This is a genomic window from Streptomyces sp. NPDC021749, assembly GCF_040640655.1.
In the GTDB taxonomy this organism is placed as follows: Bacteria; Actinomycetota; Actinomycetes; order Streptomycetales; family Streptomycetaceae; genus Streptomyces.
The window spans coordinates 60896-72838 of sequence record NZ_JBFACE010000024.1 but is presented as its reverse complement, the minus strand read 5'-3'; the positions used below and the strand labels follow the sequence as shown (position 1 = coordinate 72838).

The following is an 11943-nucleotide window of genomic DNA, read 5'->3' as shown; positions in this document are numbered from 1 at the left end:
CCGGCGCAAGAATCCATGGTGGGCCGCCCCGTCGGCGGGCTAGAGCTGTCCGGCATGAGGAAACCAACAGGACTGCGGGCGGCGGTCGTTGCCGCGCTGCTCGGGCTCGTGGTCGCGCTCGCCGGCCCGGCCGGCAGCGCACCGGCCGCCGCCACCGCGCCCGCCCACACCGTCGGGGACGTCACCGGCTTCGAGGCCGACGGGCCCGTCTACCACCTGCACGCGGGCCGGGCCGAGGCCCGCGTCAGTTTCGTGACGGACCGTACCTTCCGCCTCGAACTCGCCCCGGACGGCACCTTCTCCGACCCCACCGGCAAGGACATCGTGCTGCCCCAGGGCGCCCCGCCGGCCACCCACTGGCGCGACACCGGCGACGCCTACGAACTCCGCACGGACCAGGTCACGTTGACGGCGTACAAGTCACCGCTGCGCTTCGAGCTGCGCCGGGCCGACGGCTCGCTGGTCTGGTCCGAGGCCAAGGGGATCGGCTGGGACGACAAGACCACCACCCAGACCCTCACCCGCGGCGCCACCGAGCAGTTCTACGGGGCCGGCATGCAGAACGGCCGCGGCAACACCTCCCACCGCGGCCACACCGTGGAAGTGGGCGTCGACTACAACTGGGACGACGGCGGCCACCCCAATTCCGTTCCCTTCTACCTCTCCACCGCGGGATACGGCGTCTTCCGCAACACCTACGCCCCCAACACCTATGTCTTCGGCGACCCGGTGACGACCACGGCGAAGGAACGGCGCTTCGACGCCTACTACTTCGCCGGGCCGAGCACCAAGGACGTCATCGGCCAGTACACCGCACTGACCGGAAAGCCCTTCCTGCCGCCGGTGTACGGCCTGGAGATCGGCGACTCGGACTGCTATCTGCACAATGCCAACCGCGGCGAGCGGCACACCCTGGATTCCCTGAAGGTCGCCGACGGATATCTGCAGCACGACATGCCCAACGGCTGGATGCTGGTGAACGACGGCTACGGCTGCGGATACGAAAACCTCCCCCAGACCTCCCAGGGGCTCGGCGACCGGAAGATGAAACTCGGGCTGTGGACCGAGGACGGCATCGCCAAACTCGCCGACCAGGTCAAGGCCGGTCAGCGGATCGCCAAGCTCGATGTCGCCTGGGTCGGCGACGGCTACAAATTCGCCCTGGACGGCTGCAAGGACGCCTACAAGGGAATCGAGGACAACAGCGACGCACGGGGATTCACCTGGGCCCCGGAAAGCTGGGCCGGCGCGCAGCGGTGCGGCGTCCAGTGGTCCGGCGACCAGAGCGGCAGCTGGGAGTACATCCGCTGGCAGATACCGACCTACGCCGGCGCGACGATGTCCGGGCTCGCCTACACCACCGGCGACGTGGACGGAATTTTCGGCGGCAGTCCCAAGACGTACGTGCGCGATCTGCAGTGGAAAGCCTTCCTCCCCGCGGTCATGACGATGGACGGCTGGGCCGCCAGCGACAAACAGCCCTTCCGCTACGGGGATCCGTACACGGCCATCAACCGGAAATACCTGAAGCTGAAGGAATCGCTGCTGCCGTACATGTATTCCTACGCGGCCGAGGCAACCCGGACCGGTGTCGGCCCGGTGCGTCCGCTGTCGCTGGAATACCCCGACGACCCGAAGGCCGCCACGGACGCCGCGAAGTACGAATTCCTCTCCGGCGAGGATTTCCTGGTCGCCCCCGTCTACCAGGACACCGGCACCCGCAACGGCATCTACCTGCCCAAAGGCACCTGGATCGACTACTGGTCCGGACGCACCTACCGGGGACCGGTGACCGTCGACGGCTACAGCGCGCCGCTGGACACCCTGCCGCTGTTCGTCAAGGCCGGTGCCGCCGTGCCGATGTGGCCGGGCATCAGGTCGTACCAGGACCGGAGCGCCGGTTCACCGCTCGCCTGGGACGTCTACCCGCAGGGCCGCTCGTCGTTCACGCTCTACGAGGACGACGGGGTGACCCGCGCCCACCGGACGGGAGCCGGCGCCACCCAGCGGGTGGACGTCGCGGCGCCGCGCTCTGGCGCGGGTGACGTACGGATCGGCGTCGGGGCCTCGAAGGGCTCCTTCCACGGCAAGCAGACCAGCCGGCCGTACGCGTTCACCGTGCACACCGGGGACGCACCGCGCGGGGTGGAGCTGGCCGGCCGCCCGCTGAAGCGGCTGCCGTCCGCACGCGCCCTCGAAACGGCCGGCCAGGGCTGGTACTACGACCCGGCCGACCGCGGCGGAGTCGTCCACGTCAAGACCGCCTCCCGCCCCACCGACCGGGCCTTCGGCCTGACGCTCAAGGGCGCCAGCGCGGTCGGCGGCCGGACGCCGGGCGCGGGCGTCACGGTCACCACCCCCGGCGGCCAGGAGGTCACCAAGGGCGCGCCGACGACCCTACGGACCGCGGTGACGGCCGGGACCCGGGACGCCACGGACGTCTCGGTGGCGCTGTCCGCGCCCGAGGGCTGGCGGGTCTCCGCCCCGGTGCACCACGGCCGGCTCGCGGCCGGCGGCACCGCCCGGGACGCGCTGACCGTGACCGCACCCAAGGACGCGAGCAGCGCCGACCCGGTGACCGTCACCGCGACCGTCCGTTACCGGGCCGCCGGGGTACTCCGCACCACCGTGCACCGCTTCGAGGTACGGGCCGTGCCGCCCGCGCCGACCGCCGACACCTGGGCGAGCGACATGGAATGGCTGACCGCCGCCAACGGCTACGGCCCGGCCGAACGGGACCGCAGCAACGGCGAGTCGGGCCCGGCGGACGGCCGTCCGCTCACCCTCGCGGGGAAGGCGTACGCCAAGGGCATCGGTGCGCACGCCAACGCGGACCTGGAGTTCTTCACCGGGGGCCGCTGCACGTCGTTCACCGCGGACGCCGGGATCGACGACGAGATCGCCGACTACGGGGAGGTCGCCTTCTCCGTGGAGGCGGACGGCAAGGTGCTGTGGACCTCGCCGAAGCTGACCGGGAAGTCGGCGCCGGTGGCGGTGGACGTACCGCTCGGCGGCGCCCGGCACGTACGGCTGAAGGTGACCGACACCGACGGCAAGAAGTCCGGTGACCACGGCGACTGGGCGGGGGCGCGCTTCCACTGCGCCCGATGACCGCTCCCGGACACCGGACATGACACCGGGGCGCCGGACCGGCCGTCGAGCCGGACCGGCGCCCCGGTGCGGGTGGATCCGGGTGCGCCCGGGCTCAGTCCCCGCTCTCCTCCGGGCCGTCCTCGTCGGGCCGCCGGGACGCGTCGGACGGGCCGGTGTCCTTCGGCCCGGTGCCGGGCTCGCGCGGCTCCTTGGACGCCGGGCGGGGCGGCCGGGTGCGGCCGCTGGTCGTGTCGCGGAGGTAGGAGCTGTCGCGGCCCTCCGCGAGCCCGCCCTCGGTGGCCACACCGGGACCGGCCTGCGGGTCACGGCGGCGCAGATAGCGCTCGAACTCGCGGGCGATCGCCTCGCCGGACGCCTCCGGCAGATCGGCGGTGTCCCGCGCCTCCTCCAGCGACTGCACGTACTCGGCGACCTCGCTGTCCTCCGCCGCCAGCTGGTCGACGCCCAGCTGCCAGGCGCGTGCGTCCTCGCTCAGCTCGCCCAGCGGGATGCTGATGTCGAGGAGGTCCTCCAGGCGGTTGAGCAGCGCCAGGCTGGCCTTCGGGTTGGGCGGCTGGGAGACGTAGTGCGGCACCGCCGCCCACAGGCTGACCGCCGGCACGCCCGCGTGGGTGCACGCCTCCTGGAGGATCCCCACGATGCCGGTCGGGCCCTCGTAGCGGGACTCCTCCAGGTCCAGCCGGCGGGCCAGATCCGCGTCCGAGGTGACCCCGCTGACCGGGACCGGGCGGGTGTGCGGGGTGTCGCCGAGCAGCGAGCCCAGCACCACCAGCATCTCCACGCCCAACTCATGGGCGAAGCCGAGGATTTCGTTGCAGAACGAGCGCCAGCGCATGCTCGGCTCGATGCCGCGGACCAGGACCAGATCGCGCGCCCGCCCCTTGCCGTTCGCATCGCTGACGCGGACGACGGAGAGCCGGGTGGTGGGCCAGGTGATCTTGCGCACCCCGCCGTCGAGGAAGACGGTGGGACGGTTCACCTGGAAGTCGTAGTAGTCCTCGGCGTCCAGCGCGGCGAAGACCTCGCCCTTCCACTCCCGGTCCAGATGGGCGACCGCGGCGGAGGCGGCGTCGCCGGCGTCGTTCCAGCCTTCGAACGCGGCCACCATGACCGGGTCGATCAGCTCGGGCACCCCCTCCAGCTCGATCACCCAGCGCCTCCTTCCGGCCGGACCGGCCGTCCGGGACGGCGGCCGGCAGCAGTTCCATTGCGTGCGTCACCAAGCCTACGGCTTGTGTGGGCCCGGTCCGCAGCCCCTGTGCACGAACGCGTCCCGAGTCATCCGATCTGTGACCGAGGACAGGCGCCCGGTGGGAGGTCCTTGTTGTCTTTCCCTCCTCAACTTCCGTGCGACTTCCGTGCGACTTCCGGGAGACTTTCGGTACGGGGGTGGGAGGGCGCCTAGCCCCGGGTCTATACATCGGATGGCCCGGAAAGGTCCGATGTTAGGTCTGCTGACAGGAACGATGTTCCTCCGCTACCCCCAGGGGCGTGCGCATGGCAGTGACCGGCACCGTCGCCGAGTTCGAGGTCCACGACGACCATGCGGCCAAACCCGCGGTGGCGACGGGGGAGTGGCAGCCCTGGGCCGACGCGGTCGGCGCGCTCGCCGCCCCGCCGAACGCCAGCTGCAAACTCTCCGGGCTGGTCGCCGCGGCCGACCGGCTCTCCGGGCCGGTCACCGAGGCCGACCGGCTTCCGGGCTGGTCACCGAGGCGACCGGGACGCCTGGCGGCCGCCGCAGATCCTCCGCTACGTCGCCGCAGATCCTCCGCTACGTCCGGCACGTGCTGGACGCCTACGGCCCGGACCGGGTGATGTGCGGCTCCGACCGGCCGGTCTGCACTTCCGCCGCCGGCTTTGCGGGGGCCGTACGGAACGGGGTGCGGGGTCCGTACGGGACGGGCCCCGCGCCGGGGCGCCGCGTCGGCGTCCGGTTCCGCCAGCTTCGCCGGCGTCCGCGCCGACCAGGTGGTCAAGGAGATCGACCAGGGCGGCGGGCAGGGCTGGGCGGTCCGGGCCGACGCGGCCGACGCCGAGCAGGTGTGGGCCTCGGTGGCCGGCGCCGTGGAGCGCTCCGGGCGGCTGGACATCCTGGTGAACAACGCCGGGGTCGGCGTCCTCGGGCCGTTCGAGGGCATTTCCCTGGAGGACGTGGACCGGGTGCTGCGTACCAACGTCCGCGGGCCCTTCCTCGCGGCGCAGGCCGCAGCCGCGCATCTCGGCGAGGGCGGGCGCTACATCACGGGCGCCTCGATCGCGGTGGACGGCGGCTTCGCGGTCTGATCCGGGAGGGGCGACCCGCAGAGGGGGGCGGGCGATCCGCAGACGGGGGGCGACCCGCAGAGGAGGGCGGGCGATCCGCAAAGGGGGGGGGTGACCCGCAGACGAGGCGGGCGATCCGCGGACGGGCGGCGGTCCGCCGAGGGGACCTCCTTGGCCCGCCTGGAACCGGAACTTCCTGGGGCTGTTCGGAACTTCCTGGCCTGGACCCGCCTGGAACCGGAACTTCCTGGGCCTGTACGGAACTTCCTGGCCTGGGCCCGCCCGGAACCTCTGGCGCCCGCTCGGCAGCCCCCGCGCCCGCCCCGGGAATACCCTGCACCCACCCGTCGGTTGAGGCCTCGCAGGGGGCCCTCGTGTCCCCTACGGGATCTGTTCGAGCCGCCTCAGGGTTCCGGACTCCGGCCTCACGGCTCCGGCCTCACGGCTCCGGCCTCACGGCTCCGGCCTCACGGCTCCGGCCTACGGCCTACGGCCTACGGCCTACGGCCTCCCGGCTCCGGCCTCCGGGCCGCGGCGCGTCACAGCGAAGTGCGCAACCACTGTTCCACGCTGGCGATGTGCACCGTCGCCCAGGCCCGCGCCGCCTCCGCGTCCCGGTCGCGCAGTGCGCCGAGGATCGCCCGGTGCTCCGTGAGGGTGCGGGCCACTGCGTCCTTCTGGGTCAGGCCGCGCCAGATCCTGGCCCGGGTGGTCGGCCCGGACAGCCCGTCCAGCAGCGAGCAGAGCACGGAGTTGCCGGACGCCGCGACGATCCCGCGGTGGAACTCCAGGTCCGAGGCGACCAGGTCCTCCACCGACGGGCTCGGGCCCAGGGCGTCCAAGTGGGCCTCCAGGGCGTCGAGTTCGTCCCGGCCGATCCGGCCGGCCGCCATCGCCGTGGCGGCCGGCTCCAGGATCCGGCGGACGGCGAGGAACTCCAGCACCGTGTCGTCGCGGTGGAAGTCCACCACGAAGCTCATCGCCTCCAGCAGCACCTGCGGATCGAGGCTGGTGACGTAGGTGCCGTCGCCCTGGCGGACGTCCAGGATGCGGATGAGGGAGAGCGCCCGCACCGCCTCGCGCAGCGAGTTGCGGGACAGCCCGAGCTCGGCCGCCAGCTCGCTCTCCTTCGGCAGCCGGTCGCCCGGCCGCAGCGCGCCGGAGACGATCATTCCCTTGATCTTCTCGATGGCCTCGTCGGTGACCGCCATGCCGACCTCCCAGACATCCGATGTCTGAGCCATTATGGCCCGGCGAGCCGTCCGCGAGCGCCCCGTACCGCGGTACGACGAAGGGGCGGCCCGGGCCGCCCCTTCGGGGTTCAGCACGTGCTGGGGTGCTGAGGTGCTGAGGCGGCGTCAGCCCTCCAGCATGTCCTTGACCTTGGCCCGGACGTCCTCGGTGTCCAGCCCGCGGATGGTCAGGGTCGTACGGCGGCGCAGCACGTCGTCGACGGTCTCGGCCCACTCGTTGTCCCGGGCGTAGGCGACCTGCGCCCAGATCTCCGGGGCGTCCGGGTGGATCCGCTCGGCCAGTGCCGGGTTCTCGTTCGCCAGCCGGACGATGTCGAAGGACAGCGAACCGTAGTGGGTGGCGAGGTGGCGCGCGGTCTCCGGGGCCATCCGGGGCCCGGGGGTGCCGCCGTCGACGAGCAGCCGGTGGGCGACCGCGTTCGGGTTGGCGATACCGGGCAGCGGGAGCTTCTTCGGCAGCTGCGCGATCGGCTCCATGTCGTCGGCCAGCGGCCGGCCGGGCAGCGCGGCGAGCTTGTTCATCACCGTCCGGCCGATGTGCCGGAAGGTCGTCCACTTGCCGCCGGCCACCGACAGCATGCCGCCGCTGCCTTCGGTGACGACCGTCTCGCGCTTGGCCTTGGAGGTGTCACCGGGGCCGCCCGGCAGCACCCGCAGACCCGCGAAGGAGTACGTGATCAGGTCGCGGGACAGCTGCTGGTCGCGGATGGAGAAGGCGGCCTCGTCCAGGATCTGGGTGACGTCCTTCTCGTTGACCGCGACGTCCGCCGGGTCGCCCTCGTACTCCTCGTCCGTGGTGCCCAGCAGCAGCATGTCCTCCCACGGGAGGGCGAAGGTGATGCGGTACTTGTCGATCGGGGTGGCCAGCGCCGCCTTCCAGGGGGAGGTGCGCTTGAGGACCAGGTGGGCGCCCTTCGACAGCCGGATGGACGGGGCCGCGTTCGGGTCCTCCATCTTGCGCAGGTGGTCCACCCAGGGGCCGGTGGCGTTGAGCACCAGGCGCGCGTTGACCCCGAACTCCCGGCCGTCCGTACGGTCCTTGAGCTCGGCGCCGGTGACCCGGCCCTGGGTGAAGCGCAGACCGGTGACCTCGGCGTGGTTGAGGACCGTGGCGCCGGCCGCGACCGCCGCGCGGACGGTCATCAGCGCCATCCGGGAGTCGTTCATCTGGTCGTCGCCGTACACGGCCACGGCCTTGAGGTTCTCCGTGCGCAGCTCCGGCACGTCGCGCTGCGCCTTGGCCGGGGATATCACGTGGCCGACGCCGTCGCCGAACGCGGACAGCGCGGAGTAGGCGAAGACGCCCGCGCCGAGCTTGGCCGCGCCGTGCGGGCCGCCCTTGTAGACCGGCAGGTAGAAGGTGAGGGGGTTGGAGAGGTGCGGTGCGACCTCGCGGGACACCGCACGCCGCTCGAAGTGGTTCTCCGCCACCAGCTTGACCGCGCCGGTCTGCAGGTAGCGCAGACCGCCGTGCAGCAGCTTGGAGGAGGCGGAGGAGGTGGCGCCGGCGAAGTCACCGGCGTCCACCAGGGCCACCCGCAGTCCGGCCTGTGCGGCGTGCCAGGCGGTGGAGATGCCCAGGATGCCGCCACCGATCACCAGGAGGTCGTAGGTCGCCTTGGAAAGCTGCTCCCGAGTCTCGGCGCGGCTCGGGTTCGAACCGTTGGCCGGGTGCGTCCCGAGGGCCGGGACGCTCTGCAGGGTGCTCATGTTGTGCTCCTCGTCAGCTCTCGTCGTCGAGCCAGCCCATGGTCCGCTCCACGGCCTTGAGCCAGTTCTTGTACTCGCGGTCACGGGTGGCCGCGTCCATGCGGGGGGTCCATTCGGCGGCCCGGCGCCAGTTGGCGCGCAGCTCGTCGGTGCTGGACCAGAAGCCGACGGCCAGTCCGGCCGCGTAGGCAGCGCCGAGGCAGGTGGTCTCGGCGACCATCGGGCGCACCACGGGGGCGTCCAGGAAGTCCGAGATGGTCTGCATCAGCAGGTTGTTGGAGGTCATGCCGCCGTCGACCTTGAGCGCGGTCAGGTCGACGCCGGAGTCCTTGGTCATGGCGTCGGTGATCTCGCGGGTCTGCCAGGCGGTGGCCTCAAGTACGGCGCGGGCGATGTGCGCCTTGGTGACGTAACGGGTCAGGCCCGCGATGACACCGCGCGCGTCGGAGCGCCAGTAGGGGGCGAACAGGCCGGAGAAGGCCGGGACGAAGTACGCGCCGCCGTTGTCCTCGACCGTGCTGGCCAGGGTCTCGATCTCGGCCGCGCTGTTGATCAGGCCCATCTGGTCGCGCATCCACTGGACGAGCGAACCGGTGACGGCGATCGAACCCTCCAGGGCGTAGACCGGCTGCTGGTCGCCGATCCGGTAGCCGACGGTGGTCAGCAGCCCGTTGTAGGAGTTGACCGGCTCGTGGCCGGTGTTCATCAGCATGAAGGTGCCGGTGCCGTAGGTGGACTTGGCCTCGCCCTGGGCGAAGCAGGTCTGGCCGAAGAGCGCGGCCTGCTGGTCGCCGAGTGCCGAGGCGACCGGGACGCCGGCCAGCACACCGCCGGCGGTGTGGCCGTAGACCTCGGCGGACGACTTGATCTCCGGCAGCACGGCCGCCGGGATGTCCATCGATGCCAGGATCTTGTCGTCCCACTCCAGGCTGTGCAGGTTCATCAGCATGGTGCGGGACGCGTTGGTGACGTCGGTGACGTGGTGGCCGCCGTTGACGCCGCCGGTGAGGTTCCAGATGACCCAGGAGTCCATCGTGCCGAAGAGGATCTCGCCGCGCTCGGCGCGCTCGCGCAGGCCCTCGACGTTGTCGAGCAGCCAGCGGATCTTCGGGCCGGCGAAGTAGGAGGCCAGCGGCAGACCGGTCTCGCGGCGGAAGCGGTCCTGGCCGACGTTGCGGCCGAGTTCCTTGCAGAGCGCGTCGGTGCGGGTGTCCTGCCAGACGATGGCGTTGTGGACCGGCTCACCGGTGTTCTTGTCCCAGAGGACGGTGGTCTCGCGCTGGTTGGTGATGCCGATGGCGCGGACGTCGTCGGCGGTGATGCCGGCCTTCTGCACGGCGCCGTCGACGACCTGCTGGACGTTGGTCCAGATCTCGGCGGCGTCGTGCTCGACCCAGCCCGGCTTCGGGAAGATCTGCTCGTGCTCCTTCTGGTCGACCGAGACGATCCGGCCGTCCTTGTCGAAGACGATGCAGCGGCTGGAGGTCGTCCCCTGGTCGATCGCGGCAATGAACGGGCCGTGGCCGTGGGAGGAGGTGCTGTGGGTGTCGCTCATGGTGTGCTCCAAGAAGTCTGTGCGGGCGGCGGGGCGGTCGGGCGGATCAGGCGAACGCCACCTGGTAGATGCCCCCGGCGAGGGCGCCGCCGATCAGCGGGCCGACGACCGGGATCCAGGCGTAACCCCAGTCTGAACCGCCCTTGTTCGGCAGCGGCAGCAGCGCGTGCACGATGCGCGGACCGAGGTCGCGGACCGGGTTGATGGCGTATCCGGTCGGGCCACCGAGCGACAGACCGATGCCGACGACGACCAGCGCGACCAGCAGGGTGCCGATGACGCCGACGCCCTTGCCGTTGTCGCTCAGACCGAGCGTGAGGATCGACAGCACGAGGACGGTGGTGGCGATGATCTCGGTGGCGAGGTTCTGCACGACGTTGCGGATCTCCGGGCCCGTCGAGAAGATGCCCAGGACCGGGCCGGCCTTCGGAGCGGCGGCCTGGTCGACCATGCCCTCCTCGCTCGTGTGGTCCGCCAGCACCTCGGGATCGGTCAGATGCGCACGGAACTGTCCGTAGTACACGACCCAGACCAGTACGGCGCCGATCATGGCGCCGAGCATCTCGCCGGCCAGGTACACCGGCACCTGGTTCCACGCGATGCCGCCCTTGATGGCGAGGCCGATCGTGACCGCCGGGTTGAGGTGCGCGCCGGACTTCGCGGCGATGTAGGCACCCGTGAGGACGGCGAAGCCCCACCCGAAGGTGATGGCCACCCAACCGGCGTTGTGCGCCTTGGAGCGCTTGAACGTGACGGCGGCGCAGACGCCGCCGCCCATCAGAAGCAGTACAGCGGTACCGATGGTTTCGCTGAGGAAGATGTCGGAGCTGGACACCGGCGACTCCTTTGTCCTTCGTCCAGGGGAAGGCGAACCCCGGGTCCCTCCGGTGGTTCGCGCCCTCCGAGAGGGCGGTGGTCGGCCCCGGCAGTGCCCACCATAGCGAATATTGCCGTGTGGTGTTCGACAATGCCGACCGACGAACGGCAGTTTTGTTCAGCGTGAGGACCCCGTCAAGGGGTCCTTGGCCAAAAACTTAGGTGAACTTAAGGTGCAAAAGGGTCAGAATCGCCCTGCGCCAAGATCGCGGGACACCGCGCGTGCACAATCCCGAACGGCAGCGACGATTTCCGGCCGCAGTTCGCCGTCCCGGCAGACCCGCTCCACCGCGCCCGTGATCCCCACCGCGCCCACCGGCATCCGCCGCCGGTCGTGGATCGGCGCGGACACCGACGCCACCCCGTCCCAGGTCTCCTCCACGTCCGCGGCCCAGCCCCGCGCCCGGATCAGGTCCAGCAGCCCCTCGAAGTCCCCGAGACCGGTCACCGTGCGCGGCGTGAACGCCTCCCGGTCCGCCTCCACGACCTCGCTGTGCGCCACCGGGTCGTACGCGCACAGCACCTTGCCCAGCGCTGTGCTGTGCAGCGGGTGCATCGCCCCCACCTCCAGCACCTGCCGGCTGTCGTCCGGCCGGAAGACGTGGTGCACCACCAGCACCCCCTGCTGGTGCAGGACGCCCAGGTAGACCGCCTCGCCGCTGGAACGGGCCAGGTCGTCGGTCCACACCAGGGCGCGGGCGCGCAGCTCGTGCACGTCCAGGTAGCTGTTGCCCAGCCGCAGCAGCTCGGCGCCCAGCTGGTAGCGGCCCGAGACCGCGTCCTGCTCGACGAAGCCCTCCTGCTGGAGCGTGCGCAGGATCCCGTGCGCGGTGCCCTTGGCCAGTCCGAGCGACGAGGAGATGTCGGAGAGGCCCAGCCGCCGCTCCCCTCCCGCGAGCAGCCGCAGCATCGCGGCGGCGCGCTCCAGCGACTGGATGGTGCGTGCCATCGGGCAACCTCCGAAGTGAGCAGTTCGACAATGCTGAACGATATCGGTCCATGCCGACTGAGAGCACGGAACCGGGACTACTGGGCGGGTGCACCGGAGTTTGCCAATGATCACGAACGGCCCACCAGCGGGGGTGGCGCGGTGCTGTCCACGCCGTGGAACGGGGAACACGTGTACCGGACCGGCAGCTACGCTGGCCGGGTGCGCCCCCTGAAGGGGGG

Annotated in this window: 8 protein-coding genes and 1 pseudogene; 3 read left to right on the top strand and 6 right to left on the bottom strand. The window is 71.4% G+C overall.

What is annotated here, in order from left to right:
- Positions 1-54 precede the first annotated feature (54 nt).
- Positions 55-3111 carry an NPCBM/NEW2 domain-containing protein gene (locus AB0G35_RS23105; RefSeq protein ID WP_360952506.1) on the top strand — a complete coding sequence of 1019 codons (3057 nt, stop codon included), beginning with the start codon at positions 55-57 and terminating at the stop codon, positions 3109-3111.
- A 94-nt stretch (positions 3112-3205) separates the two neighbouring features.
- On the opposite strand, the gene AB0G35_RS23100 is transcribed toward AB0G35_RS23105, so the two are convergent.
- On the bottom strand, positions 3206-4264 hold the full coding sequence (locus tag AB0G35_RS23100; RefSeq protein WP_360952503.1) for a PAC2 family protein: 1059 nt from the start codon (positions 4262-4264) through the stop codon (positions 3206-3208).
- A 389-nt stretch (positions 4265-4653) separates the two neighbouring features.
- Between AB0G35_RS23100 and AB0G35_RS23095 the strand changes: the two are divergent.
- A pseudogene (locus AB0G35_RS23095) lies at positions 4654-4976 on the top strand (amidohydrolase family protein); the annotation flags it as partial.
- A 109-nt stretch (positions 4977-5085) separates the two neighbouring features.
- Complete coding sequence (locus AB0G35_RS23090) at positions 5086-5400, top strand: SDR family oxidoreductase (RefSeq protein WP_360952668.1); 315 nt, start codon at positions 5086-5088, stop codon at positions 5398-5400.
- 518 nt (positions 5401-5918) lie between these two features.
- Here the strand turns inward: AB0G35_RS23090 and AB0G35_RS23085 are convergent.
- The 5 genes from AB0G35_RS23085 to AB0G35_RS23065 form a co-directional block, all read right to left on the bottom strand.
- The gene (locus tag AB0G35_RS23085; RefSeq protein WP_360952500.1) at positions 5919-6590 is read right to left on the bottom strand and encodes a FadR/GntR family transcriptional regulator; all 672 of its coding nucleotides are present in this window, start codon (positions 6588-6590) and stop codon (positions 5919-5921) included.
- A gap of 147 nt (positions 6591-6737) precedes the next feature.
- Positions 6738-8342, bottom strand: coding sequence for a glycerol-3-phosphate dehydrogenase/oxidase (locus AB0G35_RS23080; RefSeq protein WP_360952497.1), 1605 nt, complete (start codon positions 8340-8342; stop codon positions 6738-6740).
- Positions 8343-8355: 13 nt separating this feature from the next.
- On the bottom strand, positions 8356-9897 hold the full coding sequence (glpK, locus tag AB0G35_RS23075; protein WP_360952494.1) for a glycerol kinase GlpK: 1542 nt from the start codon (positions 9895-9897) through the stop codon (positions 8356-8358).
- Between the two features lie 46 nt (positions 9898-9943).
- A complete protein-coding gene (locus tag AB0G35_RS23070; RefSeq protein ID WP_360952491.1) occupies positions 9944-10732 on the bottom strand; it encodes an MIP/aquaporin family protein in 789 nt (262 codons plus the stop codon).
- 225 nt (positions 10733-10957) lie between these two features.
- Positions 10958-11722, bottom strand: coding sequence for an IclR family transcriptional regulator (locus tag AB0G35_RS23065; protein ID WP_360952488.1), 765 nt, complete (start codon positions 11720-11722; stop codon positions 10958-10960).
- Positions 11723-11943 lie beyond the last annotated feature (221 nt).

Coding starts and splice junctions, on each gene's coding strand:
- AB0G35_RS23105 (WP_360952506.1), top strand. CDS start 55: ATGAGGAAACCAACAGGACTGCGGGCGGCGGTCGTTGCCGCGCTGCTC.
- AB0G35_RS23085 (WP_360952500.1), bottom strand. CDS start 6,590: ATGGCGGTCACCGACGAGGCCATCGAGAAGATCAAGGGAATGATCGTC.
- AB0G35_RS23080 (WP_360952497.1), bottom strand. CDS start 8,342: ATGAGCACCCTGCAGAGCGTCCCGGCCCTCGGGACGCACCCGGCCAAC.
- glpK (WP_360952494.1), bottom strand. CDS start 9,897: ATGAGCGACACCCACAGCACCTCCTCCCACGGCCACGGCCCGTTCATT.
- AB0G35_RS23065 (WP_360952488.1), bottom strand. CDS start 11,722: ATGGCACGCACCATCCAGTCGCTGGAGCGCGCCGCCGCGATGCTGCGG.